This window comes from Mesorhizobium sp. WSM4306 (assembly GCF_007003975.1).
Taxonomy (GTDB): Bacteria; Pseudomonadota; Alphaproteobacteria; order Rhizobiales; family Rhizobiaceae; genus Mesorhizobium.
In genome coordinates, this window is record NZ_VFTC01000029.1 from 49,383 (window position 1) to 76,319 (window position 26,937).

Below are 26,937 nucleotides of genomic sequence, written 5' to 3' on the forward strand. Positions count from 1 at the left end.
TTGTCGCGGAATATTTTCCAGTCAAAATCGGACACGGTCTCGAGGGCATCGCTCCCTCTGGCTTGCTTCAGCGAAGCTCTCACCGTGTTGCCGCACATCAAGCTGCAACGGAGGTGCCAATTCCCTCAGCTCCGGTAAGCGGCGGGAAATGCTTTGAAATTCTCCACGAGGCCAAATGCGGCCGATTGTCGTGAACCCGACATGTCTTCTGCCGCTGTCGGGTTTCGCCCTATCACTCTTGAGAGCTTGGACGGCTCGCCTGTGATTAGACTGGCCTCGGCCCTCGAGCAGTGGCAGTTTGGCGCCAGTTCGAAAGCGCGAACTCGCCGGCTTGGTCCTCGTGCCGCCACCGCCGCGTGTGGATTCTTGCCCCGGAGTCAAAATTCGCCTCGCGGTTGCCAACGGCGGCATGCGCTCAATGCGCGTGGCGTTGAGCACCGACAGCACGTAATGGTACCAATTAGTGGATGCCCGTCGCTGCCTCCACTTCTCCAGCCAAGCGCTCGAACGACGCTACCTACCCACGTTCGAGCGCGACCGCGGAATCGCAGACTGCCGAACGTCAGCCGTTGCGAAAGGTGTAGCCGTACCCGTTGATCGCCGGTGCGCCGCCTAGATGTGCGTAGAGGACCCTCGATCCCTGTGGAAAGAAGCCCCTCTGGACGAGGTCGATCATCCCTTGCATCGATTTGCCCTCGTAAACGGGGTCCGTAATCATGCCCTCGAGCCGCGCGCACAAACGGATTGCCTCTTTGGTTTCCTCCGATGGAACGCCATAACCCGGGTACGCGTAGTCCATGAACAACACCACGTCTGCCTCGACAATTTCCGCTCCGAGGTGGACGAGCTTCGCTGTATTTTGGGCGATGCCAAGCACCTGCGCCTTGGTCTTGGCGGGCATGGCGGAGGCATCGATACCGATCACGTTGCGCTGTCGACCATCCTTGGCGAACCCGACGAGCATGCCGCCGTGGGTTGAACCAGTCACCGTACAGACGACGATATAGTCGAAGGCAAACCCAAGCTGCTCTTCCTGGGCACGCACCTCCTCAGCGAACCCCACATAGCCCAGGCCGCCGTATTTGTGGACAGAGGCGCCGGCAGGTATCGCATATGGCCTGCCGCCCCTTGCCTTGACTTCATAAAGTGCCTTTTCCCAGCTGCGGCGGATGCCGATGTCAAAGCCCTCGTCAACCAGGCGCACCTCTGCCCCCATGATGCGGCTCAAGAGGATATTGCCGACCCGGTCGTAGACAGCATCATCATGTGGGACCCAGCTCTCCTGGACCAGGAGGCATTTCATGCCGATCTTGGCGGCGACCGCAGCGACCATGCGCGTATGGTTGGACTGCACGCCACCGATTGTGACGAGCGTATCGGCATCTGACGCGATCGCGTCGGGCACAATGTATTCGAGCTTGCGCAGCTTGTTTCCGCCGAACGCGAGACCGGAGTTGCAGTCCTCGCGTTTGACGTAGATTTCCACCTTGTCGCCCAGATGCTTGCCGAGGCGGTCGAGCCTCTCGATCGGCGTGGGTCCAAAGGTGAGCGGATAACGTTCGAATTTTTCCAGCATGCTATCTCCAGCAAAAAAGTACCTGAACCTGCTACGCACCGGTCAGCCCAGGGGTATGGTCGCGTGTTAGCCGAACACAGATTCCCTATACGATCAGCTCAGTCATCAGAGGGTGACCAAAATTGGTGTGGGTCTGAGCACTGATCCTGTCATCCGCGCATCAAAGCAGCAGCACATGCTGGGCATTCGACCAAGCCGGGACACAGCTGAAAATTGCATTCCGCAGTTGATCAGAGTCAGACGACTGGTACCCGAGCTTTCCTGTAACCATCGGCATGCTGGCCCCTGTGGCGAGTTCCACGAGCGCGGCTAGAGGACTGCCAGATCAGAAAGAGCACGCGGCCGAAGTAGCCGGCCTGAAGCAGCAGCGAACAGGCCAGCGTCGTGACGACTGCCACACGGAGCGAATCCAAAGCGAAGTAAACCATCGACGCATTGCTGCACAGGACCAGCCCCACGAGCCGACAAAAAGATGAAGTGCACGCCGCTCCCCTGGTTTTCGCCAGATCATGTTGCGAGCTCGTCGGCCGGAACATGCGTCTGGCAGTTCTTGGGGCAGACGCGGCCGCAGGCTCCGCAGCCTATGCAGCGGCCGGCATCATCGACAACCATGATCATGCGATTGAGCTTGCCGTCGAAATCGTCGTCCTCGTCATCGCAGGGGCGAGGATTTCACCCGCATCATCAACGCCGTGAAGATGCATGACATCGCGCGAGCAGACCTTGAAACAACGGCAGCAGCCGATGCAGATTTGCTATCGATGGAGGTCAGGTACGGCGGCATCCAAATGGAGCCGTCACGGGTGGTGAATGTGCGCATCATCCTAAATTCTTCATTGAAGCGAGTTCTCTCTTGGCAACATCCAACTCGGCATAAACGGCTTGGGTTTTCTCGGCGACTTCCTGTATGTCGGCCCACTTGCCCGGCAGACCCTCGACGAGGTCCTGCAATGCCATCTTGGCAATAGCTGCACGCAACTGGAGCTTTCAGACTTTTTTCCTCATCCTATCTAGGTCTGACATAGATCCTTCCTGGAACAATGGTTTCTTGATGCGCTCCATCTCGGGCTAGGCTTCAATGGCTGCAGTCGCATCGTCGACCAGTTTCGTACCGGCCTCAGCAAGTTTGCGGAAAGTCTCGAAGCCGAACCGGTGGACGTCTCGACAGAACGCCCAACCGCCGGAAGCCCCCACGGGTTTCATTTCTATTGTCGGCGACGTCGACACGCCGGAGCGCTCCTCGATCGCAAGCGCTACGGCGGTGTAAAACATGTCGAGCCTCCACAGCGCGTCAGGATCGGGATCGCCGCCAAAGGGTACCGCACGTTGCTGTTGCTTGGTGATGATGAACTCGGCCAGCAGCTCGGCATCCGAATGGCCTTCCCATAAGCCGAAGGAATCCTGAGTACGAATGAGCCGCAGGAGGCATTTGACGAACGGGGAAGCAAGGGCCTCGTCGTCCCCGTGGACAGCAGGGCCAACCGGTTCATGAGGAATTTCGCTTTTCCCCAATTTCAGTACTCCTCTTGAAGGACGATCTCTTTTTCTGCGATGTGTGGTTCGGGCGCTTGCGTGGGCGGGGAATGGCTTGGGCGAGCCGATCCCACGCAACAGTGTCCCGTGGCCGACCTCGAGCACGTCCACCAATGCGAGACCTTTCACCGCGGCGCGAACGCCTGCGCCGCGGTTCGACCCGAGGTAAACGCAATGGAAATTCCACCTGCCGCAAGCCGCGCACTTTTGCGGCATCGACGTTATTGCTGCGAAGTGCGCCTGGGCGGGCGGATTTGCCGGTGTTCAATTCCAATTGTCATGCCCTTCGCGATCCTTGCTCAGGAAGTGACAGCGTTTTGAGTTTCGGAAGTCTTGTTTTGCGGAGCCACACAGAGACCCGCGTGACAGGCAGGCTCACCCGTGTAGTTGGCCAGGGCTTGGAGCAACGAGGTGAGGTAGCGCTGTTTGGTTTGGTCCGGCACTGGCTCCGAATGGTCCAGCGATTTGATTGCCACCTCGATCAACTCGATCGCCCGGTCCTTGTTGCCGCTCTCGTAATAATACTGAGCGACCGGAAAGTAACACCCGAATTTAAAGTCTCCATCGCCTTGCGGAGGATTAAGTTCCAGGATCTGTTCGGAGAGCTCCTTGCCCATCGCAAAGCGATCATCATGCGGAAGATGGGAGTTGTCGATCGTGGGATGGAAGAGTTGGTTCAGCGCCATCACCACCCAAGACATCGCTTCGAACTTTTTGTTGATCGCGTCCTCGACCAATTCGCGCATAAGCGGCAAGCCGGTTTTGATGTCGCGCAGCTTGTGAAGCAGAATATCCGCATGAACCCGCCGAAAATCAAAAGAGTCTGGCATCACGGCGAGGCCTTCTTCGATGGCCAATAGTGCCGCTGCCCAATCCTCGTCCTGCATCGCCGGCCCAAGTTTGGCGTATATCGGCTGACTCAGCGACGATTCGCGCACACGCGAGATTCGCTTTGCATCGACGGCTTTCGCTTCATAGCTGCTGCGCCAGCTGCCGTTAAGGACTTTCGGCAAAACGTCATCGAGAGGTGCCGGGTGGCCGATATAAGCGATGTGGCCGTCGCGGTCGACCACGAACGAGGTGGGAATCCCGAACGAAGAGCTGGGTTCCAGCCAGAGCTTTTTCATTTCGCCAGTGCAATCGAACGCTGTCCGATAATTCAGATTCGGGAACTTCTCGGTCAGCCAGGCATCCACGTTGGTCCGCGCTTCGTCCGCGGTTGCAGCCTTTTCGCAAGCTGCGACTCCGATAATCTCAAATCCGCTGTCTTTATATTTCTCCTGCAGTTCGATCAAATGGGGCATGGCGTGGACACATGGTCGGCACCAAGTCGCCCAAAATTCAACGAGGTAGACCTTGCCGGGCCGAAGGCTCGTGAGGGGCTCGCCACGCAGCCAGTTCTCCACTTTCAGCGCAGGAGCCGGGGACCCCATACGCAGTTCCATCTTGGTGTCCAAAGTCATTCCACACCTTTCGTCTCTTTTGTCGCGGAATATTTTCCAGTCAAAATCGGACACGGTCTCGAGGGCATTGCTCCCTCTCGCTTGCTTCAGCGGAGCTCTCACCGTGTTGCCGCACATCAAGCACGGCAAAGGGCATGCCAACCCTTCTTAGCTTCGGCAAGCGCCGGTACCGCCTTGAATAAGCGAGCCCTAACACGGCCAGCTGACGTTAACCTGAATGTCGGCTTTCGACGGCTCACCTTAGCGGCTGCCGTTTAGGAAGGTGAGAGTTTGGCTGGCCCGCTGGCGATAAGACCGGCTTCGGCGTCCTGGAGTAGTCGCACTTCGGCGATGGGGTCGAAAGTGCGGGAGAGGCTCGGTACCCTTGCAGCCACCGCCGCATGTGGCCCGGCGTCATAATTCGCGTCGCGGTTGCCAACGGCGGCGTTGGGCTCGATCCACGTGGCGTTGAGCCCGACAGCACGTAAAGCTGCATCGTGATTGAATGCCCTTTGCTGTTTCACGCCAAGCAGGAGTCGCGCGACGCTACCTTGCTCAAGCGCGAGCAGAGCGATCTGACGCCGTAGGAATATTGCTCGTCCCGCTTTTGCCGCCAGAGGCGGAAATCTTTCCTGAATGCCACCGCCGATCATCAATATCGACGAATCATATCCCGCTGCCCATTTGTTCGACTCCGAGGTCGGGCCAGCACTCCGTCAAGGGACGGTTGATGAACCCTAGATGCTCGGGATTGGCGCATGGCGCGCGCCGCAGAAGGCTGTCAAGGATGCGGCGCGCTCGCCAGGCCAGCAGCCCAAAGTTCGGATCAGCCAGCCCGCGCTGTCCAAGGCAGGCGTTCTGAACGAAAAGGCGTCGGTCTCGCGGTCCGTCCCAGTACACCGAAAAATCCTCGCCGATGGCGAGCTCATTGCCGATCTGTTCGAGGCGATCTGCGATCGGTTCTAGGAAACCCGGCAGCGGTTTCTCGTACCCGGTGGCCAGGATGACGATATCGGCGGTTACTTCTCCGATGTTGTCCAAGCCGCGTTGCAGCGTGAGCCTGTGCCCTGCTCCGGCATTGATGCAGCGCGACACGTTGCAACTTGGCCGCAATGTGATCTCGCATTGGTGTGGCTCGAGAAAGGCGTGGTGGTAGAGCGCCTGATAGACCGCGCGCAACTTGCTTTCTGAAATGCCCTCGGAGGCAAGCGCGAAACGCCGCAGGAACAGCTGTCGATGCACCTCGCTCATCGCAGCAAAACGATCCGAGAAGCATGGCGTGAACAGCCCGTTTGTGAACGCGTGGTCGTCGAAAGGCATCTCGCGCGTCAAGACCCATGTGATCGCCGCGGGCCGCCGTTCTTTCGGCCGGCCGACAAGGTGCAGTAGCAGCTCGGCTCCCGACTGTCCGCCGCCAACAACGCAGACATGCTTTTTTTGCACCTCAGGATTGATGTGGGCCAACTCAGATGAGTGGAACAGGTTGGGTCCAGTCCAGCCATGAAACTGAGGCGGAATTTGCGCCTGCTTGCCTATGTCGATGACGAGGTTTCTTGCATCAAGGACCGCGTTGTCCGTCCGCACGCGAAACTCGCCGTCAAAGCGGATTTCGCGAACGGCCTCGCCGCCACGGACAAGCGGATTCTTCTGGAACGCCCAGTTGAGATATTGGGCGAACTCGGCTCTAAGCACCCCGTGAAATTGCGCATTGAGGAAATTGTAAAGACGCCCGTTCTCGTGGAGGTAGTTTACGAATGTGTAGGCTGATCGCGGATTGACCAGAGTAACCAGATCCTGGAAGTGGCCGACCTGGAGCTCCGCGCAATCGAAAGCGCTGCCTGGATGTCCTCGGAAATCGACCTCCCGGTCCAGGAACAGTGCCCCTTGCGCAATCTCTTCCTGTATCTGACACGCAAGGCTCAAATTAGATGGTCCAGCACCCACACCAATACAAAAGAGGTCCACTTATCCTTACTCCTCTAGGAGTGTTTTCCAACTCAGCGGCATGTTGACGTCGATTGCCGGGCATTGAGCAATGCGAACCTCACAGGCATGCTTGAGCCGCGGTCCCGACTGAGAGGACAGCAAAAGCGTGTGCCGCCTTCCAGGTCTTGGGCTCAATGTCGGCGGCATCGACAGCGGCGCGGCGTGATCCGAACCCAAGAGCAGAAGGAAAGTGTGTGATGCTGTCGCGCGGCTCTTCCGGATCTTACGGCGGCTTCTAGCGCCGGCCTCCACCCCAGGAGTGGCTGTTTCCCTGCCACGACGGAAGCGGCTCTTTCTTTCGAGGGGCGTAACCATGGATAACGGCTCTTAATGCTTTCGGAGACTCCCATGCATGCGGCGTGCCGGATAAAGACCTGTCAAACCAACGAGTTCGCGCAGTTCCAGCTCGTCTGGAATCCGACATTGTCGCACGCCCGACGATCGGGCAGGGGAAGCTCCGCGGCAGCGGCCCTTGCACACCGCAGGCTGACAGGGACAGCCGCCGATTTGACGCGCGTCCGGGTACTGATAAGGGGCCTTCCAACAGGGTTCGCGCACGAGGCGGGGTCTCCTGGTACACCCGCCCTGTGGCTTGGCTGCGGTCTGCTGCAGCCGTTCGTCTTTACTGCCCGTTGCGGACGATCTCGCACGAGTTGGTTCACGAGAGCGTCGTGAAGCAGTCGAGGCGTCCGGTTTGGCTCTGACAAGCGTCGCAAGATGTTCGCGGATCCAGCCATGTCTCCGCAATCCGACCGGTAACCGACGACGACTTCGGACTGGTTGGCGGTCCTACGACCTGATCGGTGTTCCTACGGAGCTGATCAGCGAGCCAAAAACAGCGGCAATGTGGTCTTCCCAAAGCTCCAGCTCGGCGGACCGCCGAAAATCCGCTCACGCAGCCCACGGCTGCCATAAGCACCCATAACCATCATGTCAGCACAGATGTCGTTCGCGTGCTGGGTCAGCACTGTGCCCGCCGATTTGCCGGCGCTCTTAAGCAGGTCAACGGAGACCCGAGCACCGTGCCGAGTAAGATAGGCAGCGATGTCAGCTCCAGACTGCGCGCCTTTCCCGTTGTTTTGCGCCTTTGGATCGACCATAGCGACACAGACTTCCTTGGCAGCGGATAGGATACTAAGAGCTTCCCGAACCGCACGCGAGGCCTCTACACGCGAATCCCAGCCGACCAGCACGCGTCGAGGCGACAGCGTCGCCTTAACGCCCTTCGGCACGATGAGCACCGGCTTTCCGCTATCGAACAAGCAGCCGTTGACAACAGGAGGTCCGAGAGTCTCATCGTTGAGGAGGTCTCCTCCAACGATCGTCAGGTCAGCGCAGAGCGCCCGCTGTCGTGCCACTTCACCGAGGCTAGCCGGATCGCAATAGTCGGTGTCAACGTCACAGGAAAGCGACATAGCTTTCAGCCTTTTGAGGATATCCGCGGACCGTCTTTCCATTCTGGTCACGTCCTGTGAAAATTTCTCGATTTGCTGAAATCGATAGTTCGGTACTGCAATTGCCTGTGCACGTCCTGTATTCCATTCGGGGGGCGGAGACGACATCAAGAGCAATGGAGGCGGTATAATGAGTACCGATAGGTGCGCGCCGACCTCGGCACACAGTCCGGCAGCTGTTGTGAGGTCCTCATCAGAATGATCAGCACCCGTCACACTGAATATGCTTTTAAATTCCATTTGCCTGCTTCTCCTGGTCTTCGTTAGGAGCGCCTCAAAGCGGCAACACCGCTCTCAGGAGGAAGAGAGAGCGGCACCACGTTCGATCACCGATTTCAGTCGTCCGGCTTCTCGAGCGAGTAGCCGGCCGACCTGACGGTGCGAATGACGCTGCCGGGCAAGGCCGTTTTCAGCGCCCTCCTGATTCGGCTGATATGGACATCGACGGTGCGTGCACCGACATGAATGTTGGGCAGCCAGGCCGCCCCGATAAGCTCGTCCCGGCTGAAGACCTTGCCGGGGGCCTCAATCATAAGCCGCAGCACGTTGAAATCGATCCGTCCGAGATGGATGTCGTGGCCATTACCGCGAACCCGATGGGCATCGAGCTTCATCTCCAGGCCTCCACAACAAATCCAACTGTCGTTTTCAACCCCGTTCGGACCACGCTTGGTCAGCCCGAGCCTCGCCCGCAGGCAGTCGAGCAGCTTGGCCGGAGCCACCGGCCGCACAAAGCTCTCAACGCCTGCCTTCAAGAGATCGAGGTGCTGGTGCTCGGCGCCAGGCGCGATCAGGGCGATGATAGGCAGGTCGGTGGTGCGCGGTTCCCGCTTGAGGTGGGCGCAAATTGCGGACCCGTTTATGCTGGCTGGGTCGCAATCCAGCACTACGGCCTGAAGCTCCCGTTGTTCGGCCAAGGCCAGCGCAGCCTTCGCGCCGTCTGCCGTCTCACTGCTGAAACCGTCAACCTCCAGTATGTGGCTGTAGAGCAGATAGAACTCGGCATCTTGCGAGCAGATCAGGACCAGCGGCTTCTTCATCGGCGATACCCCAACAACCTGGTCGGCCTCGAGTCCCTGGATCGAGGGGACTGGCCAACATAGTTTCTCGGGTCCGTCATGATGGCCTTTCTCGAAAATCGCGCCCATCATGCCAGCGCCACGTGGGGAAAGGTTTCGATGACTGAAATCGCATCGTCGACCAGCTTCGTACCGGCCGTGGCGAGCTTCAGGAGCGTCTCGAAGCCAAACCGGTGGACATCGCGCAGCGTTTTGGACAAAACGACCAGCCGTCCGGTCGTGAAAAGCACCCGACCAAAACCCTCATGGCTCACCTGGATCATCGGCGATGCCATAAGGCCGCAGCGCTCCTCGATCGCAAGCCCGATGGCGGCGTAGTACTTGTCGAGCCTCCACAGCACGTCGGGATCGGGATCTCCGATGATTGGGATCCCTCGGCGCTGTTCCTTGGTAATGATGAAGTCGCCCAGCAGCTCAGCGTCCGCTTTGCGTTCCCACGAGCCATAGGAATCCTGAGAACGGATCAGCCGCACGAGGCATTTGACGAACGGGGTGCAAAGAGCCGCCTCGTCTTCGGCGACAGCTGGGGGGATTGCGGGGTCAGGCATTGGCGTCCTCCTCTTTTCAGTCCTCGTCCTCGAAGGACGGTTTCTTTTCGGCAATGCCCGCTCGCGCCAGCACCTTGCGCAGCCAAGGCGGAGGACACGTCCTGAGCATCATCTGCGTGCGCAAGAGCACCTGTGGGATCGATTGGGGCTCCGCCACTTTGATCGGGTGGATTTTTGCCGCGACAAGCTTGGCTGCCGAAGGGCCGCCAATTGCCAGACAAAACAGGATCTGACAGCCCTTGAGCGCATCCACCTTTGGCGTGATGCGATCATCGCGCTCGGCCCGATGCTCCCCGCTTTCATCGGACACGTCATCGAAGGCCACGGCTTCTACGAGATTCCATTCCTCGCGCGTCACGTCGTAGACAGCAAAGCGCCTGGCCGACCCGAAATGGGCGTTGAGGTCCTGCATGTCCTGAGTGGCGATCGCAACGCGCAATGCGCCCTTACGTCGTTCAGGCATCGGGGCGAAAACCTCACTACTGACCAGCGAGAGGCGGCGAACAGCGTTCATCGTGATATTTCTCGATTACGGAGTGGATCAAGCGCCTCAGGAGTGGGCGCGTGTTGGTTGGCCTGGAAGATGCTGGCGACCTCGAAGATCATGTCGCGGGTGCCCTGATAGAGAATTGCGAGCTTGTGCTGGCTGCCTAGTCGATCGAAGACCGGGAACCCGATGCGCATGAGCGGAATTCGGAGCCGCTCCGATGCTTGGCGCCCGTGCGAATGCGTGACAAGCAGGTCAGCACCGACGGCAAGACTTTCCAGATCGCCGAGATCGCCGATCTGAACCGAAACCGCCGGGACTTTCTCGAGAATTTTAGACCTGTCGGTCGTTGTGACGGCCGCGGCTATCTCGGAGCCGAGGCCAGCAAAGAAGGTCGCAAGTTGGAACAGCTGGTCTGGTTCGGCAGCGATGGCAATTTTCTTGCCGCCGAAATGGAAATGTCCGTCGAGCATCGCGTCCTGCAATTGCGCCCGGCGCCGGCGCACGCGGGCCGGTACCGCCGCGCCCGAAATCGCAGACAGCAGCGACACGAAGCGGTCCGTGTCCTGCAGCCCAGTCAGTGACTGGAACAACACGTAAGGCACGCCGGTCAACCCGTGCAGCGCTTTCGCCGGGCGGCGCATGTGCTCACCGATGGCGATGCATTGCATGGCCGTGCCCAACTCGCGAATGTCTTCGACGCTGGTGCCGCCGTATGTGGTCGCTACCCAGCGGTCAGGAACCGTACCGTCGAGCGAGCCTGAAATGTCGGGCAGAATAACCGGCTTGAGCCCAAAGCTTTCAACCATGTCACGCATATGCTCGATGTCGGCGACAGTGAGGTTGCATCCGGGCAGGATCGCGATCTTCTTCGGCTGCCGCGCACGTTCGCCCGAGCCTGTAATCCCTTTGATCATTGCGGTGACTGCCTTGGCCCAGCCCTCTTCGATCGCGCCGTCAAAATCCGGCGTGTTGGCCAGCACGACCTCCGTACCCGCAAGCTCTTGCGTGTGCTTCAGCTTGATGTTCGCAATATCACTCGCGCAATCTTCGCCACGCGTCTCCACCAGCGCGGTCGTGCACACCCCGATCAGCTTTGGCTTCGTGCGGTTCTTGAGGTTGAGGATGGCTTCTTCAAGATGGTCGGCAGCGCCGAGGATGGTCGCCACCTCATCCATCGCTGTTGTCTGCAATGGAATCGTTTCTTTGAAGTGCCGTACGAAGAGCACGAGCGCGAAGCTTGTGCATCCCTGGCTGCCGTGGAACAGCGGCATCGCGCCGTCGACCCCAAGAAAGGCAAAGGCGGCACCCAGCGGCTGCGACGACTTCAGCGGGTTCACCGCCGCGGATTTGGTCTGGGGAAGGATGCGGGCCATCGGTCGCCTCAACACTCGCTGAACTCGTGTGCCGTCGCGCCGGCGAATTCATCGAACAGGTGCCCGGACTCCTTCTTCGTGCATGGCAGTTCGTCTTTTAGATCAGGCTGGCAATCCCACGGGGCCGGCTGGCGCACCTGAGACCAGACCGGATTGTGAATGGCGAGGTCGATCTGGCGTACGAGTTCCACCATGCCGGCATAGCCGGCATAAGGGTGCTGGCGCTCCTGGTTGATATCGAGCCAGGGCGTCTTGGCCTTGAGCGCAATGAATTGCGTGCGACCGCCCGACAGCATGATATCGGCCCTGTGTTCAGAGAGCATGGCGTACAGCTCGCGCGCAGCCATGTATTCGAACATATGCTTGTCGTGCTTGAGAACTTGTTTGATGCGCTCCTTGTCCTGCACCGTAGATTTCTTGACCGAGGTGCCGACGATCTCGATTCCGATCTCCATCAGCGCACGGACAACCGACCAGGACTTCACACCGCCTGTGTTGAGCAGCACGCGCTTGCCTTGGAGCCTTTGCCGGTAGGATTCGAGTTTCTTCCACGCGATCGCCTCCTGCTGCGCGATCAGCGTCTCCGTGCGCTCGAGGATCTCCGGATCGGCGCCCTTCCTCACCAGCAGCCTGACAAGGTTGCGAAGAGCTTGCGATGTGTCGGAGATGCCATAGAAGGAGCCCTCGAAGAACGGGATGTCCCAGCGCTCCTCCATCTTGCGGGCAAGACTGATCAGCGCGGTCGAGCACACGATCATTGCCGCCCGGGCGCGGTGCGCGGAAGCAATGTCGCGGTAACGCGCATCGCCGGGAATGCAGGCGCGCACCCGGATGCCGAGCCGATCGAGGAGCGGCTTTACAAGCCAGAATTCGCCCGAGAGGTTGAATTCGCCAAGGATGTTGATGTCGTAGGGCCCGGGGTCGTCGGGTTCGACCGTGCCGATGACATGATCGAGCAACGCCTCGGCGGCGAGCTTGTTGCCGAGGTTCTTGGAGCCTGCCAGGCCAGGCGCATTGATCGGCACCACGGCCAAACCGAACTTTTCCGTGGCGCGTTTGCACACGGCCTCGATGTCGTCACCGATCAGCGCCGTTACGCAAGTTGAGTAGACGAAGATCGCCGGCGGCGCGTATGTGTGCTTGATCTCGCGGATCGCCTTGAAGAGTTTCCGCTCGCCCTGCCCCATCACCAGGTCGAGTTCGGTGAGGTCGGTCGTGAAGCTTGTCCGCCACAAGGTCGGCCCTGACGAAACCGCACCACGGTTGTCCCAAGAATTGCCCTCGCAGGCGAGCGGCGCATGGACCAGATGCGCAACGTCGGTGATCGGCTGCAGGACGATCTTGGCTCCGTCAAAGGCGCAGCCGCCGGCTGCCGCCCCTGGTGTCAGCGACTTCGAGCAGCCCTCCTTGCGCGCCTTGGCATCTTTGCCACGGTTCTTATCGCAGGCGGGCTCATCGAAGGCGTCCTTGATTTTGGCGCTGAGGGAGGACATCGCTCAGCCTCCCCAGTCCATTGGGCAAGGAATGGCCTCGGCGAAAAGCCGGCCACGGCTCTTAGCGCGTGAGGTCATAGGAATAATCCGTCACACCCGTCTCGCTCGTCTCGCGATCGAGTTTGTCGAAGATCTTGTCGAGGATCGTCGTCAGCACGCGCAACGCGCCCTGGTAGCCAAAGAGCGCAAAGCGGTGATGATGGTGCCGATCGAAGATCGGAAACATCAGCCGGATCAGCGGCGTTCCGGTGTCGCGCTCCAGGTACTTGCCGTAGGAATTGCCGATCAAAAGGTCCACCGGCTCGGTAAAGAGCAGCGAGCGCAGCGCCCACAGGTCCTTGCCCGCCCAAACCTGGGCAGCCTTGCCGAAAGGCGAGGATGCTAGCAGCTTCTTCAAATCGGCTTCCCATGCCGAGGTGCCATTGGTGGCGAGGCAATGGGTTGGCTCGCCGCCGGTCTCCATGACAAAGCGGGCCATTGCGTGAACGAAGTCGGGATCACCGTAGATGGCGTATTTCTTACCATGCAGCCAGGATTGGCTGTCCGCCATGGCGTCTACCAGTCGGCCGCGCTCGAGGCGAATTGCCTCGGGAATCTCCTTGCCGGAAATCGCCGCGACCTCCATCAGGAATTCGTCCGTCGCCTGAACGCCGAGCGGATAGTGGAACGAGGCCGTCGCCTGCCCGACCTCCTCGCAATAGCCCAGTGTCTTTCGGGTGTTGTGATGCTGCAGCGAAAGCGTTGCCTCGGCGTTGAGGGCCTTCTTCACCTCGTTGATCTTCGTGCCCCCGTCATACATGCGGTATTCACCGTCCGAAGGCGTATCGAACTGGTCAGAGGCATCCTGGATCAATGTATAGGACACGCCCATTACATCGAGCAGGCGCTTGAGCTCCCGGTTGTTGCCGACGCAGAAGCCGTCGAAGCCCGGAATGATGTTGATGGTTCCTTCGATTTGCGTACGCTCCTGACCTTTCCAGAAGTGCTCCAAAATGCCTTTGACCATGTTGTCATAGCCGTCGACATGACTGCCAACGAAGGCCGGGGTGTGGGCAAAGGGCACGTCGAAGTCGCGCGGGACTGAATCTTCGTCCTTGGCGTTCTGGATGAAGCTGTGCAGGTCGTCGCCAATGACCTCTGCCATACAGGTCGTCGACACGGCAATCATCTTGGGGTCGTAGAGCTGGTAGGTGTTGGCGAGCCCGTCGACCATGTTCTTCAGGCCGCCAAACACCGCCGCATCCTCGGTCATTGAGGAGGAGACCGCCGCGGCAGGCTCCTTGAAATGGCGCGACAGGTGCGAGCGGTAATAGGCGACGCAACCTTGGCTGCCGTGGACGAAGGACATGGTTCGCTCGAAGCCGGCGGCAGCGAATACCGCACCCAGCGGCTGGCAGGCCTTGGCCGGGTTCACGACAAGCGCTTTGCGGGCGAGGTTCTTTTCGCGGTATTCCCACGTCTGGGTGAAATCGCGCTGATCGGAAACGATTTCATCGGGGTGCGGACATTCGAAGTTTAGCTTCTTCTCAGCGAGCATCTTTCTGTATTCCGGCTCGCGGAACAGGGGAGCGTGATCGAGAATTTTTTCAGCCGACTGCGGCATGATGATTACCTCTTTTGCATCTGGCTGCGCGGGACGGCAGCTCAGGACGTCAAGACGTTCCAGGCTCCGGCGGATCAGAGGCCGCGGGAGTTCACCGTCTCAGTGGGAGACTGGGGCTGAAGCAAATGTTTATTCGGCAGCCATCGCCCGCTCATCGCCCCGGCTTCTTTTCCAAGGCGCGTGGAATAGGTCCCAGACCGGGTTGTTAATGGCGAGATCCACATCACGTGCGAAAATGGCAAAGCCGTCGTAGCCGTGATACGGGCCTGAATAATCCCAGGAATGCATCTGGCGGAACGGTATGCCCATCTTCTGCACCGGGTATTTTTCTTTGATTCCCGAGCCGACCAGATTTGGGCGAATCCCTTCGATGAATTTCTCCAACTCATAGCCGGTCACGTCATCGTAGATCAGCGTGCCGTTCTTCACGTAGTGGCCGGTGCGCTGATAGTCGTCGCTGTGGGCGAATTCATAGCCGGTGCCCACGATGACCATGCCGAGGTCCTCGTAGGCCGTGACGACGTGGCGGGGGCGCAGGCCGCCGACATAGAGCATCACGGTATTTCCTTCCAGGCGCGACAGGTACTTGGCGATGACCGCATCAACAAGCGGCCTGTACTTGGCAATGACCTTTTCGGTCTTCTCCTCGATTTCCGGCCCAAAATGCTTGGCTATGTTGCGCAGAGAGGCTTCGATCTGGGAGGGACCGAAGAAATTGTACTCCATCCAGGCGACGCCATACTTTTCCTCCATATGCCGACAGATGTAATTCATCGACCGGTAGCAGTGGATAAGATTGAGCTTAGCCTTCGGGGCGCGCTCGATCTCTGCGAGTGTGGCGTCACCCGACCAGTTGCCAACCACGCGCAGCCCTATCTCCTCAAGCAGTATGCGCGAGGCCCAGGCATCGCCGCCGATATTGTAGTCGCCGATGACGTTGACGTCGTAGGGGCCGGCCTCGAACTTGACATCCTTTTTGTCGAAGACCCAATCCCGGATTGCATCATTGGCGATGTGGTGGCCAAGCGACTGCGAGACGCCGCGGAAGCCCTCGCAGCGTACCGGCACGATCGTCTTGTCATACTCCTTGGTCTTTTTGCGAGAAACGGCCTCGGTGTCATCGCCAATCAGGCCGATAGGGCATTCGGACTGCACGGTGATGCCGTTGTTGAGCGGAAACAAGACTTCAATCTCGTCAATGATCTGTTCCAGCTTCTTGTCGCCGCCGAAGACGATGTCCTTCTCCTGGAAATCGGAGGTGAACTGCATTGTCCCGAACGTGTCGACGCCCGTTGTACCGACGTAGTAGTTGCGGCGCTGCGACCAAGAATATTGGCCGCAGCCGACCGGGCCGTGCGAGATATGGACCATATCCTTGACTGGCCCCCACACCACGCCTTTCGAACCAGCATATGCACAGCCGCGAATCGTCATCACCCCGGGAATGGACTTGATGTTCGATTTGACGTCGCATTCGGAAAGGACCTCGCTTTCCCCGCCAGCCTCGTTGCCGCTCTTTGCGACGTTGAGGTGCTTCTTGCGGCGCTTCGCCGCCTTGTCGGGATAATGCGACAGCACCTCTTCGATAAGCTTCGCATGAAGAGCACCGTCATTCTCGTATTCCCGGCTCATGAGTCCCCCTTTCAAGGTTGGGTGACGCCTCAAAGAATAGGCGCCGTTCTCTGCAAGGCGCGCCGATTCATGGCAGCGCTAATGTCACTACTGGGCCGCCGCCTTCGCCGCTTCCTTGGAGTGAAGCTCGGCAAGCATCTGCTCGTCGGTCTTCATGATGCCGAAGTCGAGCAGCATCTCCTCCAGCTCCTCCATGGTGATCGGCGTCGGGATCGTACCCTGGCCCGAATTGGCGTGGATCTTCTCGGCCAGAGCGCGGTATTCCCCTGCCTGCTTTGAGTCCGGCGCGTACTGGATCACCGACATCTTCCTGAGTTCGGCATGTTGGACGATGTTGTCGCGGGGCACGAAGTGGATGAGCTTGGAATTCAATCGGCCAGCCAGTGCTTCGGCCAGATCGAGTTCGCGGTCGGTTTGACGTTCATTGCAGATCAGCCCGCCCAGCCGCACACCGCCCGAATGGGCATATTTGAGGATGCCCTTGGCGATGTTGTTGGCGGCATAGAGCGCCATCATCTCGCCGGACATGACGATATAGATCTCCTGGGCCTTGCCTTCGCGGATCGGCATGGCGAAGCCGCCGCATACCACGTCGCCGAGGACGTCATAGGAGACATAATCGACATCGTCATAAGCGCCATTCTCCTCGAGGAAATTGATCGAGGTGATGACGCCGCGGCCGGCGCAACCGACACCCGGCTCGGGGCCGCCGGACTCCACGCACTTGATGCCTCTGTAGCCCACCTTGAGCACGTCCTGGAGTTCGAGGTCTTCCACCGAGCCTTCCTGTGCGGCGAGATCCAGGACGGTATCCTGAGCTTTCGAATTCAGGATCAAGCGTGTGGAATCGGCTTTGGGGTCGCATCCTACGATGAGGATTCTCTGCCCGAGGTCGACAAGGGCAGCGAGCGTATTTTGGGACGTGGTGGACTTGCCGATGCCGCCTTTTCCGTAAAAGGCGATCTGACGCAGACCTGACATAATAGCTTTCCTTCCTTCGTTCTAATTATCGCGACTGCCCGCGACACAAGTGCCGATAGGCAGCTCGTGCCGCCTCACACCAAGCATCGCAAAAAGCGTACCAGCGTGATCGGCCGATCCCAGAAGAAACTTTGTCATTAAATTCCAGCCGCTTAGACGGCGGCAAAACGCGCGAACGGGCCTTTCAGGCGTCTGTCACGGACACGACAAAGCCGACACAGATTGTCGTGCGCCATCCAAACCGCCGTGTGTCGAGCTCGAAGCGGGAGAATGGGGAAGTTAGCCCAAAGCTGATGGCGAGACCATCGGAAGACATCGGCTCTTGTCTTTCCAGCCTGCCATTGATCGGGCGGTCGCTGGATGAGCAGGAGCCTGGGGCTTGACCGCGGCGCGGGTAGTTCAGGCAGGCTTACAGAGCGGGAACGCCGGCGGCCGATAGACATCCGCGCTTAACCTTTCATAGCCCGTCTACAAGTTGGTTCCGCCGACGCGCTATATGGAAGCCAAATAATTCAGTAGCTTAGCCGAGAGCATTGATTTTTTCAGAAAGATACGTGTTATACGCGTATGAACCGCCGAACCCATGGTCGGCGCCCTCATGCGCGTGAGACCCCGTTGTGGGCGAGGCTCGCGACTGGCTGCACGATCCTAGCCGGCCTGCTTGCCATTGAGTTTGGTCCCGCCGCGGTAGGCTGCGGCATCAAGGGCAACATCAGCTACAACACTGGCAAGAAGATTATCACGTTCTTGGACAGGAATCTTACTGGGAGACACGCATCAACCTATTGAAGGGCGAGCGGTGGTTTTGTTCAGAGGAAGCTGCACGAAAGGCGGGCGGGCGGGCTTCGAGAGGTTAGTGTCGCGGCAGCTTGCAGATCTGCCCACGGGGCCGCCACGATCGCAAAGTGTGTACAAAAGCGCCCTCTCTGCCGAACTGAACAGTGCTCACGGCCATAGCCTCGGATGAGCCCGACTGGCTTGACCTCTGCATGATGAGAGCAGCTTTTACACCAGGTGCGCAGCACATGTCTTTAACGAACGCATCGTCTTCAAGAATATAGAGAGCAATTCGGAAAACCGAGTAGTTGGCGGCGAAGCTAGGAGAAGGTATACACTACCCTCTTGTTACCCCAGAGTAGAACGTGCAGCTGCGGCAAGACGCGGGCTTCGAACCACCTGTCGCTGGTCACCTTTTCTACCAGCGGTTCCATGCGCATCATATTCCGTCGGACTCGACAGAGACGTCTTCATTACCACGGCGGGGCGGCGTGTGATTGCCGGGTTGCAGACAAACCTCGCCGCGACGTATTTGGGACGAGTGGTGTCGGCACCGAATCCCTATCATTTAGACTAGCCAGCTTGGGGAGCGCCGTCAGACCGCCAGACCGGAAGAGGAGGCTTCGCGCCAACTTGTGCCAAGAATGTTGGACCGTGCGGAACCGCTGGGGCGGCGCTCAACTCTGGCGCAGGATGAAGCGTCGATTGGGTGAATGAATAGGGCGCGCGTTCGACGGGTAGAGTGAGGCAAATCGCTGGATGTCTGCCGGATCAACGTCAACCGGTTCCATCGCCACCATCCACTCGACGTTTTCGGTGCACGGCGGCGTCGTCAGTGAGCCCTCATAAGTCCAATAGCCAAGCGAGGCTGGCAGAAGCCAGTTGGGATTCACCTCGTCGATCGTCACCTCCCCATTCGGCAGTTCGGGAAAGGCCGCAGCAAGGGCAGCAAAGCTGGCATTTGTCGCGCCGGGCGTTAAAAAGACGCCCAGCACGCCCAGAGTACCACTTTGCGTGTCCTTGTGAACGAAATGCACCTCCATCGGGAAGCTCTTGCCCGCCACGTGATGTTCGCTTGGCGCATGGAAATGGAACTGTACCAGTTCGTAGACACGATCGCCGCGGGTCAGCGTGCTGCCTTGTGGCATATTGATTTGAATGGTGTGGCCGTTGTTCACCATATTGCCGCCGCCCTTGTGCCAGCCGATGGCGATATGCGGGATATCCGCCTTGACCGCGCTGTTGATATTGATCGGCGATTGCTGCGTGCCGGCAGAGCATACGAAATTTTCCTTATCCAGATCAGCCCAGTGCTCCGGTCCGACCGGACCGGTGTACCCCCAATGGGCACTGGTCGCTTGGGCGGCTTGAACGCAAATCCGGCATGCGCCGAGCGCAACCAACCCTTTGATCAGGTGACGACGATACATATTACTTTTGCTCCTCTTGCGAACTGATGTTGGTGGCTGCCCTAATGGACGCGTGATGGCCAATCGGCGCGGCCAGTATTGTCCTTTGCAACTGATAGATGCCCGCACGCCTTGGCGTGCTTTCATAAGTGCGGCTGCCGTTTCTCGGCTGGCCGGCTTCTGCAGCCCGCAACGGGGGCAGTTTCAACCAGCTAAACGATAAAAAATTTTAGCAGACCAGCGCTTGACCCCCGCCGCAAAGGCACAGGCGAAGGTGATCACTGCGCGGCTGCCGTTCGCGCCGGAGGCCGCATCGCTATACTTTACACTCGCTGCCCAAGGAGACGCAGGCGACCCCAATACGTTTTCATCGCTACTCCCGACGCAGCCGACCCACGCCACGAAAACGTTGCTATATTTCACGTTGGGCCAATGAGGAAATCGATCTTCTTTATGGAAGGCATTTGCGCAATGGATGCATTCCCATGCTGACAGTCGTGCGTCAGGCCGGACAATGAGATACATCGATAAGAGCTGGACAAGGATGAGGGGATGACGTGCTTGCGACGGAGCAGGTGGGGCGAGAAGGCCAGTTCTTGCGGATTTCAACTTTGCGTGACGACAGCTCATCGGAGTCAAGGTGACACACGCCGGCAGCGGGGTGTCCGGGCGGTTTCCAGCCGCACAATCGCGAGACCGCTGACGCGAACAAAGCTCGGCTGTACTCGGCACGCGAAGAGAGCCTGCCAAGCCGTTGGAGCCCGGCCTTCCGGTGCGACGCAAGCCACAGACTAGACCGCCCTCTTGTTACCCCAAAGCAGAACGTGCAGCTGCGGCAACACGCGGGCTTCGAACCACCTGTCGCTAGTCACCCTTTCGACAAGCCATTCCATTCGCATCATTATTCCGTCCAAGTCGACAGAGGCGTCTTCACTGCCAGGGAGCGGCGGCGTGTGATTGCCGGGTTGCAGATAGATCGGAAGGTGCGGATATCTCGCCGCGACTTCTTTGGCGTAGGCATAGTCACTCTCGTCGAAAACGACGAGCTTGAGCACGATTTGCGGCTTCTCTTGCGCCGCTTCGAGGCATGCATCAAACGCAGCCCAACGGGTCGTCATCTCGCTGGACGGCGGCTTTGGGCTAAGGGTCAGCACGTCAAGATCCGCAAACCACTCCCTCACCACGGAACCCTGCGTTTCCAGTGCAAAACGATAGCCCTCGCGATGGCCTCGTTCTATGAGGGGACCGAACGGCTGAATGGCCGGGTTGCCGCCTGACAAGGAGACCATAACCGGCCTGCCGCCGGAAAGCGCATGGACGGTTTGCCACACGGCATCGATCGGCATCGGTAGCCATTCATGGCGATACTGATTGTCCACCGCGTGAAGGCTGTCGCACCATGAACAGCGATAATCACATCCGCCGGTTCTGATGAACACCGTCGGCAAGCCGATGAGCACGCCCTCGCCCTGGATAGTCGGCCCGAATATCTCGCTCACACGGATTGCGGGATGCATGTCGGTCACGGACGGTATTCCGCCCAAGTTTTCGGTGTTTCGCTAACGCGCACGGCCGCGGTCTGCGGCAGACGTGCCTTGCACCATTCATAGAAATGTCTGGCCAGGCATTCCGCCGTGACCTTCTCATGTCCCAGCACGTCGTTGAGGTGCCGATGGTCGAAGCTCTCGTCAATGTAGCGTTTGAGCGGCGCCAGATCGTGATAGTCGCGCACGAAGCCGTGGGCGTCCAGTTCCTTGGCCGACAGCTCCACTACGACGACATAGTTATGCCCGTGCAGGCGCGCGCATTGATGGTTGGGAGGCAAGGAGGTGAGCTGATGCGAGGCCGAGAAGTGGAATTCCTTGCTGATGTGGAACATTACGCGCGCCTCCTGCGCAGCGCCTCAAGCCAGAAATCGGCGTCCTCGTAGTCGGTGGGATCAGCGTGCCCGGCGAGATGGAACGCTTCGCGCCGCTCGACGCAGGTCCCGCATCGTCCGCAGTGACGCACGCCGCCCTTGTAACAGGACCAGGTCTCAGCAAACGGGGTGCCGTATCTTGCGCCATCCGCAACAATGTCAGCTTTTCCGAGATTCACATACGGTGCATAGAGGCGTATCTGCGCATAGCCGTCGAGCGCGCGGTCTTGCATTGTCTGGAAAGCTTCAATGAAGGCCGGACGGCAATCGGGATAGATGAAATGGTCCCCACCATGCACGGCCGCCGCCACCGCTTCGGCGCTGTGGGCGGCGGCGAGACCGAAGGCGATTGCCAACATGATGGCATTGCGGTTCGGCACCACCGTAATCTTCATCGTGTCTTCGGCGTAGTGGCCGTCCGGCACGTCGATACTGCTAGTCAGCGCTGAGCCGGAAAGGCCACGGCCAATTTCGCCGATGTCGATGATCTGGTGCGGGACCTTCAGTCGCTGCGCGCAAAGAGCGGCGAAGCCCAATTCCTTCCTGTGCCGTTGGCCATAGTCGAAAGATAGAAGGCCGGTGAGTTCGTGCTCCGCTGCCACCATGTGAGCAAGGGAAACGGAGTCCAATCCGCCAGAGCAGACGGCGAGAGTCTTCATCATTGGTATCCTTGTTTTGACCGGGTAAGGCTGCGACCGGAGATTTCTCTGCGCCCCCACTACTCCAGCGACTCAGTTTTGTGAACCGGGAGAATTTGCGCTCAGCCCGATTGGAACGGGAGTGCGTCGCGTCCAACACGCGTGATCAATAAAAGTTGAGCGCTTCAGCAGTTTGTTTCGCATCGCGCCAACTTTCGCAACCTGCTGTCCGATCGTCGACTTCGAGACAAGGTGATGTTCGGCCGACATCGGCTGACTCTTAATTAAGCCGCAGAACACATGTTGGCTTTCTGGCCTTCGCTTGTGCGGTTGGCGAGGGCGACATGGATGCCAGCAAATTTGACATTGGCGACATCCGCCTGGAGAACCCTGCGCGGCGCGATTGAGGCCGCAGGCGAGCCTGCTCTAACTGCCGCCCTACAGTCCCGACTTCAATCCGATTGAGAACGCCTTCGCCCAACCTAAGGCGCTGCTGCGAGCAAAGGCCGAGATAACCATCAAGGCTCTATGGGACTGACGTTGCCCCAGCAGTTTTGAGTTCGTTTCCGGCGTGGGTTGTGCCCTGCTGGGCGGGTGAAGCGACGGGCGCTGGCGCGGAGCCTTTGGCATAGCGCAGCGCGAGCGACCGTCGCGGATTGAAGGTGCTGGCGAACTTGGCCGGGGTCTGCCAGGGGGGAGTGCGGCCGCGCGGTGTTGTAGTCGGCGTGCCACAGGGCGATGGCTACGCGCGCCTGAGCCAGCGAGGTGAACAGCGTCTCGTTGAGCAGTTCATCGCGCAGTCGGCCGTTGAAGCTCTCGATGAAGCCATTCTGCATCGGCTTGCCGGGCGCAATGTAATGCCATTCGACGCGGTTCTGATCCGCCCAGGAGAGGATGGCGTTCGAGGTGAACTCGCTGCCATTGTCGCTGACGATCATCCTGGGCCGGCCCCGCTCGGTGATGAGCCGTCCAATTCGCGGGCAACCCGCATGCCCGAGAGAGACGTATCAACGATGAGTGCGAGGCACTCTCTCGTGCAGTCGTCGACGACGGCCAGGATGCGGAAGCGGCGCCCGTCGGTGAGCTGGTCCGATACGAAGTCGAGCGACCAGCGCTCGTCGGGCCTCAGCGGCACCAGCATCGGCGCCCTGGTCCCGATCGCCCGCTTGCGGCCGCCACGGCGGCGACGGCGAGCTTCTCCTCCCGATAGAGCCGGAACAGCTTCTTGTGGTTCACGACCAGGCCCTCCCGCCTCAGCATCACGAGAAGACGCCGGTAGCCGAACCGGCGACGCTCCTGCGCGATCGGCCTTCATCCGCTCGCGAACCTCGCGGTCGTCCGGCCTGCTGGTCTGGTAGCGAACCGTCATGCGGCAACAGCCGATGGCTTTACACGCCCGCCGTTCGCTCATCCCGAAGCCTTCCTTCAGGCGAGCGACAGCTTTCCGCTTGGCGGCGGGCGTCACCATTTCTTTCCCACAAGGTCCTTCAACGCGGCATTGTCGAGCATGGCGTCGGCCAAAAGCCGCTTCAGGCGCGTGTTCTCGTCCTCCAGCGCCTTCAGGTCGCCGAGCCTCGGTGACATCCATCCCGCCGAAGCGGGCCTTCCAATTGTAGATCGAGGCGTCGCTGACCCCGTGCTTGCGGCACAGATCGCCAACCGATACCCCGGCCTCGTGTTTCTTCAAAATTCCGATGATCTGCTCTTCAGAGAAGCGGCTGCGTTTCATGTCCTGGTCCTCTGGATGGGCCAGAACGAACTTCAAACCGGATTAGATCAGAGGGGCAAGGTCAGGACGCCTCGGCGCGGTCGTCGACCTCTTCACCCCAGCCGAATGTGCCAACTACTTCAAAGCCGCAGGATATGACCTGGATCAGATAGGACGTGCTCCAATGGTTTACACCTGACACAGGAGTCCGGCCCCCACAACCGTTTCGCAATGAGGAGCAGCGCTGCCGCTGCTCCTCCAATCACACGACGGATTCACGATGCGGCAACTCGAGCCATGATTTCGGATCCAATGGCCGATGCGGTGTATAGTGAGGCATCCAGCGGCAAATCCCCAAATGCCAGTTGACACAGAAGATAATTAGCACCTGCCTCTTCCAGCTGATCAAGGAGAGCTTTTCGGACAGAATCTGCCGTTCCCACGACGCACAATTCACTTTCAATTGCTGCATCGAAGTTCAAAGGCAAGTTTGGTGGAGTGGAAATGGCATTTAGTTCGTATAGAAATTTGAAGCTATTGAGCCATCGTTCATAGGCAGGTGCTGCGAGCAAATACGCATCTGTTTCAGAACGCCCTATCACCACCATTCGGAGCAATCCAAGAAATGGCGCTTGCTGGCCAATGTCAGCATCGTGAATTCGGGCGGCGCGGAACGCGTCGGTAACGCTGCGAACAGAAGTGGAAGGTCCGACGCAGGCGATGTTTGCCCCATTCGCAGCGGCCCAGCTAGCCGGCTCGGGTCGATTGGTGGCGATCCATGTCGGCGGACGGGGATATTGGTGAGGTCTCAACGTCAGCGGAACATCTTTCAACTCAAAGTGGCGGCCCTGATAAGAAAGCGTCCCGCCTTTCATCGCATTGATGAGAATCTCACTGGCCTCCGCATACTGTTCTGGTGCTGCTTCTACAGCAACCCCGAAGTATCCCAATTCAGTGGGAGCAGAGCCGCGCCCTATGCCGAGTTCAAGCCTGCCGCCGCTCAACTGATCAAGCATGCAGATCTCCTCGAAGGCACGCAGCGGATGATAGAGCGCAAGTAGCATTACCATGGGACCAACACGAAGACTGCGGGTTCGCTGGGCGACGCTCGCTAAGAACAAATTCGGTGATGGACCTCTGCCATGCGGCGTACAGTGGTGCTCGGCGAGATGATACGCATAAAAGCCATAGCCATCGCACGCTTCTGCTAGGCTCAGCCGATCTGCATATTGTTGTGCGATGTCATCGCCGTTTTCGTCCAGATGATCGAAGATGCCGAAGGTCAGGCCCGAAGCGGAAATTTTCTTCAATTAATTGTTCTCCAAATTACCTATATTTATTCGCTAATCATCATAGCTCACGACATATCATTACTTGATGCTTAATGTGAATCGACTTCATGCTTGTGAGCACCGCGATCCTTCTTAAAGTTCATACAGACGCGTTCGGCGGCAGCAAGGAATTTGTCCATCTGCTCTGTGGTGCCAATGCTGACGCGAATACAGTTCTTCAAATCTACGTCAGGAAAGCTGGCGATGAGGATCGCCTGCTCTTTCAACGCGGCTTGCCAGCATGAGCCCTCCTGTCCCGCCGGCACACGGGCCAGCAAAAAGTTTGCGTGGGAGGGTGTTACGGAAAAGCCAAGTTGCAACAGCGCCAGGGTCACTCGCTGTCGTTCATGCTTGATGTGCCTGTGGTTCTCTTCGTAGGCGTGGCGATGCGCAAGAATGCTTTTCCCGACCGCCTGCCCGATCACGTTCATGTTGAAGACATTCTGGATGTTGCGCAGCCTGCCAATGATTTCTGGGTGACCGAAACCGAAGCCGACTCGCACGCCAGCGGCAGCATAGCTCTTTGAAAAAGTCCTCAAGATCAAAAGATTCGGATGTCTATTGACGAGGCGCAGGGCATTGTCGGGTGCGAAGTCAACGTAGGCCTCATCCAAGACGACCAAGCGATCTGCTTGCTCCACAAGGCGTTCGATTTCGGCCACCGGCACGAATGTTCCGGTCGGATTGTTCGGATTAGCCAACAGAATGAACTTCGCGTCTTTTGCGGGGCCGGACAGCAGTTTTTCTATCGGCAGGGGATGAGCTTCGCTCGATGCGATTTCGAGAAACTCGGCACCCTGCAACATGGCAAGTTTACGGTTGAACGAAAATCCGGGCGACAGCATTGCCACTCTATCTCCTGGGGCGAGGAAAGCTCTGTAGATGAGTCCGAGCAGCTCCGACGAACCGTTGCCGGCAATCACCTGATCTTTGGAAAATCCGTAAGCATCGGAGGCAGCTGCCCTTAAGCTGAGATTGTCGTCTTCCGGATAAAGATACTGGTGTTCGATCGCAGCAATTGCACTTTGCATTACGCTCTTCGGCAACGGAAACGGGTTCTCGTTCGTATTTAGCTTAACGCAGTTTGCATCCGTCGCTGGTCCGTTGGACGAGAGAGCATCTAATTTGCTGGCCACCGGCGAAAAAAGCGAAAGCACGGTCTTCAGTTTTGCATCGCACATGTTCTTCTCCGTTTTTCAGTCCCGCAGGGCATGTGACATGAGGCAATCGTTGATCGTGACTTGATCGACGTTCGGCTATATCAGCGCTGCCTTCCCACCCTGGTGGGGATCGCCGACCACGGTTTGGATTTGACACCGGGAAGCTGTCGAGAACCTGATGACGACCCAACGTTTGGCCGACGGCCGATTCGGCGCAACAGACGGTGTTTCAACATCGCATCGTCCTCAAAGCCGCATGCAGGGCCTGCACGACAGCCCGTCTCCAGCGCCCGCAGATAGGTGGAAGCCGAAGTCTTGCCGAACCTCAGTTGCTCTGCCACCTTGGCCCACCGGACTGCCCTGTTTATGGGTCAGGCGCAGGATATCTCTGACGCTCGTTCGTCTTGCTTGCTTCCGTCTTGGCATGGGCTCTCTCGGTTTGCTGATGAGAGAGCCAAATACCGGCTCATCTGAGCATGAGACGCAGGCCTGACGATATGGAGCGTCGCTGGTGGCGCGCGTAGCCGAGAGGGTTCGCCTCGCTGGCGGGGCATGCAAGACGGCGCACCTCCTTAGCCATCCTGTCCCATCGTCTCAGATCGTGAGGCGCACCTTATAGTCGGTGAGGAGATCTTGCAGGGTCAGGTTACGCCCTAGCGCTTAAGGTTGTTGGTCGCACCGAGCAAGCGCGGGACCTGTCGACGGACAACAGCGGTGCCACTGCCGGCACTAGGTGTGAGCTTTCGAGAGGTTGTCCATTCGGACCGGACCGAGGAGACTGGAGTTACCACGCTTCAGCATCCATC

The 26,937-nt window shown here is 58.8% G+C and carries 22 protein-coding genes and 4 pseudogenes; 1 reads left to right on the forward strand and 25 read right to left on the reverse strand.

Translation table 11 applies throughout. The annotated features are described in order from the left end of the window. Positions 1-562: 562 nt before the first annotated feature. The 22 genes and pseudogenes from FJV77_RS26485 to queC form a co-directional block, all read right to left on the reverse strand. Positions 563-1,576 (reverse strand): 1-aminocyclopropane-1-carboxylate deaminase, encoded by a 1,014-nt coding sequence (locus FJV77_RS26485; protein ID WP_024505903.1) that lies wholly within the window; start codon positions 1,574-1,576, stop codon positions 563-565. Positions 1,577-1,812: 236 nt separating this feature from the next. Beyond that, on the reverse strand, positions 1,813-2,112 hold the full coding sequence (locus tag FJV77_RS33405; RefSeq protein ID WP_082826585.1) for an exopolysaccharide production repressor protein: 300 nt from the start codon (positions 2,110-2,112) through the stop codon (positions 1,813-1,815). Then, positions 2,084-2,399: pseudogene (gene fdxB / locus FJV77_RS26495) on the reverse strand (ferredoxin III, nif-specific). Before fdxB ends, FJV77_RS33405 begins: the two are co-directional and overlap by 29 nt. Beyond that, positions 2,396-2,554, reverse strand: coding sequence for a CCE_0567 family metalloprotein (locus FJV77_RS26500; protein ID WP_224571204.1), 159 nt, complete (start codon positions 2,552-2,554; stop codon positions 2,396-2,398). The pseudogene fdxB and the gene FJV77_RS26500 overlap by 4 nt, the downstream one beginning before the upstream one ends. Before the next feature lie 90 nt (positions 2,555-2,644). Then, positions 2,645-3,088, reverse strand: coding sequence for a DUF269 domain-containing protein (locus tag FJV77_RS26505; protein ID WP_224571203.1), 444 nt, complete (start codon positions 3,086-3,088; stop codon positions 2,645-2,647). A gap of 320 nt (positions 3,089-3,408) precedes the next feature. Next, positions 3,409-4,554, reverse strand: coding sequence for a TlpA disulfide reductase family protein (locus tag FJV77_RS26510; protein ID WP_063170388.1), 1,146 nt, complete (start codon positions 4,552-4,554; stop codon positions 3,409-3,411). Between the two features lie 272 nt (positions 4,555-4,826). Next, entirely contained in the window at positions 4,827-5,204 is a 378-nt protein-coding gene (locus FJV77_RS26515; protein WP_024505270.1) for a hypothetical protein, read from the reverse strand. 13 nt (positions 5,205-5,217) lie between these two features. Further along, positions 5,218-6,516 carry a SidA/IucD/PvdA family monooxygenase gene (locus FJV77_RS26520; RefSeq protein WP_063169368.1) on the reverse strand — a complete coding sequence of 433 codons (1,299 nt, stop codon included), beginning with the start codon at positions 6,514-6,516 and terminating at the stop codon, positions 5,218-5,220. Positions 6,517-7,358: 842 nt separating this feature from the next. Beyond that, positions 7,359-8,231: a universal stress protein gene (locus FJV77_RS26525; protein ID WP_063169369.1), complete on the reverse strand. Its 873-nt coding sequence runs from the start codon at positions 8,229-8,231 to the stop codon at positions 7,359-7,361. A 95-nt stretch (positions 8,232-8,326) separates the two neighbouring features. Continuing rightward, positions 8,327-9,031: a response regulator transcription factor gene (locus FJV77_RS26530; RefSeq protein ID WP_224571202.1), complete on the reverse strand. Its 705-nt coding sequence runs from the start codon at positions 9,029-9,031 to the stop codon at positions 8,327-8,329. A gap of 107 nt (positions 9,032-9,138) precedes the next feature. After that, a complete protein-coding gene (locus tag FJV77_RS26535; RefSeq protein WP_024505267.1) occupies positions 9,139-9,618 on the reverse strand; it encodes a NifX-associated nitrogen fixation protein in 480 nt (159 codons plus the stop codon). Between the two features lie 16 nt (positions 9,619-9,634). Beyond that, a complete protein-coding gene (gene nifX, locus FJV77_RS26540; RefSeq protein WP_063169371.1) occupies positions 9,635-10,132 on the reverse strand; it encodes a nitrogen fixation protein NifX in 498 nt (165 codons plus the stop codon). Continuing rightward, positions 10,129-11,481, reverse strand: coding sequence for a nitrogenase iron-molybdenum cofactor biosynthesis protein NifN (gene nifN / locus FJV77_RS26545; RefSeq protein WP_024505265.1), 1,353 nt, complete (start codon positions 11,479-11,481; stop codon positions 10,129-10,131). Before nifN ends, nifX begins: the two co-directional genes overlap by 4 nt. Positions 11,482-11,489: 8 nt before the next feature. Next, entirely contained in the window at positions 11,490-12,974 is a 1,485-nt protein-coding gene (nifE, locus tag FJV77_RS26550; protein WP_024505264.1) for a nitrogenase iron-molybdenum cofactor biosynthesis protein NifE, read from the reverse strand. A 61-nt stretch (positions 12,975-13,035) separates the two neighbouring features. Next, positions 13,036-14,577, reverse strand: coding sequence for a nitrogenase molybdenum-iron protein subunit beta (nifK, locus tag FJV77_RS26555; protein WP_024505263.1), 1,542 nt, complete (start codon positions 14,575-14,577; stop codon positions 13,036-13,038). A 129-nt stretch (positions 14,578-14,706) separates the two neighbouring features. Next, positions 14,707-16,209, reverse strand: a complete 1,503-nt coding sequence (nifD, locus tag FJV77_RS26560) for a nitrogenase molybdenum-iron protein alpha chain (protein WP_024505262.1) — start codon at positions 16,207-16,209, stop codon at positions 14,707-14,709. Between the two features lie 87 nt (positions 16,210-16,296). Beyond that, positions 16,297-17,190, reverse strand: a complete 894-nt coding sequence (nifH, locus tag FJV77_RS26565) for a nitrogenase iron protein (protein ID WP_024505261.1) — start codon at positions 17,188-17,190, stop codon at positions 16,297-16,299. Positions 17,191-18,287: 1,097 nt separating this feature from the next. Continuing rightward, a pseudogene (locus FJV77_RS33105) lies at positions 18,288-18,484 on the reverse strand (7-carboxy-7-deazaguanine synthase QueE); the annotation flags it as partial. A 160-nt stretch (positions 18,485-18,644) separates the two neighbouring features. After that, positions 18,645-19,397 (reverse strand): carbonic anhydrase, encoded by a 753-nt coding sequence (locus FJV77_RS26580; protein WP_063169372.1) that lies wholly within the window; start codon positions 19,395-19,397, stop codon positions 18,645-18,647. Between the two features lie 770 nt (positions 19,398-20,167). After that, positions 20,168-20,893 (reverse strand): 7-carboxy-7-deazaguanine synthase QueE, encoded by a 726-nt coding sequence (queE, locus tag FJV77_RS26585; protein WP_164548811.1) that lies wholly within the window; start codon positions 20,891-20,893, stop codon positions 20,168-20,170. A gap of 5 nt (positions 20,894-20,898) precedes the next feature. Continuing rightward, positions 20,899-21,255 carry a 6-carboxytetrahydropterin synthase QueD gene (gene queD / locus FJV77_RS26590; RefSeq protein WP_063169374.1) on the reverse strand — a complete coding sequence of 119 codons (357 nt, stop codon included), beginning with the start codon at positions 21,253-21,255 and terminating at the stop codon, positions 20,899-20,901. Beyond that, entirely contained in the window at positions 21,255-21,953 is a 699-nt protein-coding gene (gene queC, locus FJV77_RS26595) for a 7-cyano-7-deazaguanine synthase QueC (protein ID WP_063170389.1), read from the reverse strand. Before queC ends, queD begins: the two co-directional genes overlap by 1 nt. Before the next feature lie 369 nt (positions 21,954-22,322). On the opposite strand from queC, the pseudogene FJV77_RS26600 reads away from it, so the two are divergent. Next, positions 22,323-22,464, forward strand: a pseudogene (locus tag FJV77_RS26600) (transposase); the annotation flags it as partial. On the opposite strand, the pseudogene FJV77_RS26605 reads toward FJV77_RS26600, so the two are convergent. The 3 genes and pseudogenes from FJV77_RS26605 to hisC form a co-directional block, all read right to left on the reverse strand. Continuing rightward, positions 22,459-23,661: pseudogene (locus FJV77_RS26605) on the reverse strand (IS3 family transposase). The pseudogenes FJV77_RS26600 and FJV77_RS26605 sit on opposite strands and share 6 nt — an antisense overlap. 254 nt (positions 23,662-23,915) lie before the next feature. Continuing rightward, a complete protein-coding gene (locus tag FJV77_RS26610; protein ID WP_063169375.1) occupies positions 23,916-24,950 on the reverse strand; it encodes an LLM class flavin-dependent oxidoreductase in 1,035 nt (344 codons plus the stop codon). 71 nt (positions 24,951-25,021) lie between these two features. Then, positions 25,022-26,152 (reverse strand): histidinol-phosphate transaminase, encoded by a 1,131-nt coding sequence (hisC, locus tag FJV77_RS26615; RefSeq protein ID WP_063169376.1) that lies wholly within the window; start codon positions 26,150-26,152, stop codon positions 25,022-25,024. Positions 26,153-26,937: the final 785 nt, after the last annotated feature.

What these genes read in the sequence shown, in the direction of transcription:
- FJV77_RS26485 (WP_024505903.1), bottom strand. Translation starts at nt 1,576, where the DNA reads ATGCTGGAAAAATTCGAACGTTATCCGCTCACCTTTGGACCCACGCCG.
- FJV77_RS33405 (WP_082826585.1), bottom strand. Translation starts at nt 2,112, where the DNA reads ATGTTCCGGCCGACGAGCTCGCAACATGATCTGGCGAAAACCAGGGGA.
- FJV77_RS26510 (WP_063170388.1), bottom strand. Translation starts at nt 4,554, where the DNA reads ATGGAACTGCGTATGGGGTCCCCGGCTCCTGCGCTGAAAGTGGAGAAC.
- FJV77_RS26515 (WP_024505270.1), bottom strand. Translation starts at nt 5,204, where the DNA reads ATGATCGGCGGTGGCATTCAGGAAAGATTTCCGCCTCTGGCGGCAAAA.
- FJV77_RS26525 (WP_063169369.1), bottom strand. Translation starts at nt 8,231, where the DNA reads ATGGAATTTAAAAGCATATTCAGTGTGACGGGTGCTGATCATTCTGAT.
- FJV77_RS26530 (WP_224571202.1), bottom strand. Translation starts at nt 9,031, where the DNA reads ATGAAGAAGCCGCTGGTCCTGATCTGCTCGCAAGATGCCGAGTTCTAT.
- FJV77_RS26535 (WP_024505267.1), bottom strand. Translation starts at nt 9,618, where the DNA reads ATGCCTGACCCCGCAATCCCCCCAGCTGTCGCCGAAGACGAGGCGGCT.
- nifX (WP_063169371.1), bottom strand. Translation starts at nt 10,132, where the DNA reads ATGAACGCTGTTCGCCGCCTCTCGCTGGTCAGTAGTGAGGTTTTCGCC.
- nifN (WP_024505265.1), bottom strand. Translation starts at nt 11,481, where the DNA reads ATGGCCCGCATCCTTCCCCAGACCAAATCCGCGGCGGTGAACCCGCTG.
- nifE (WP_024505264.1), bottom strand. Translation starts at nt 12,974, where the DNA reads ATGTCCTCCCTCAGCGCCAAAATCAAGGACGCCTTCGATGAGCCCGCC.
- nifK (WP_024505263.1), bottom strand. Translation starts at nt 14,577, where the DNA reads ATGCCGCAGTCGGCTGAAAAAATTCTCGATCACGCTCCCCTGTTCCGC.
- nifD (WP_024505262.1), bottom strand. Translation starts at nt 16,209, where the DNA reads ATGAGCCGGGAATACGAGAATGACGGTGCTCTTCATGCGAAGCTTATC.
- nifH (WP_024505261.1), bottom strand. Translation starts at nt 17,190, where the DNA reads ATGTCAGGTCTGCGTCAGATCGCCTTTTACGGAAAAGGCGGCATCGGC.
- FJV77_RS26580 (WP_063169372.1), bottom strand. Translation starts at nt 19,397, where the DNA reads ATGTATCGTCGTCACCTGATCAAAGGGTTGGTTGCGCTCGGCGCATGC.
- queE (WP_164548811.1), bottom strand. Translation starts at nt 20,893, where the DNA reads ATGCATCCCGCAATCCGTGTGAGCGAGATATTCGGGCCGACTATCCAG.
- queD (WP_063169374.1), bottom strand. Translation starts at nt 21,255, where the DNA reads ATGTTCCACATCAGCAAGGAATTCCACTTCTCGGCCTCGCATCAGCTC.
- queC (WP_063170389.1), bottom strand. Translation starts at nt 21,953, where the DNA reads ATGAAGACTCTCGCCGTCTGCTCTGGCGGATTGGACTCCGTTTCCCTT.
- hisC (WP_063169376.1), bottom strand. Translation starts at nt 26,152, where the DNA reads ATGTGCGATGCAAAACTGAAGACCGTGCTTTCGCTTTTTTCGCCGGTG.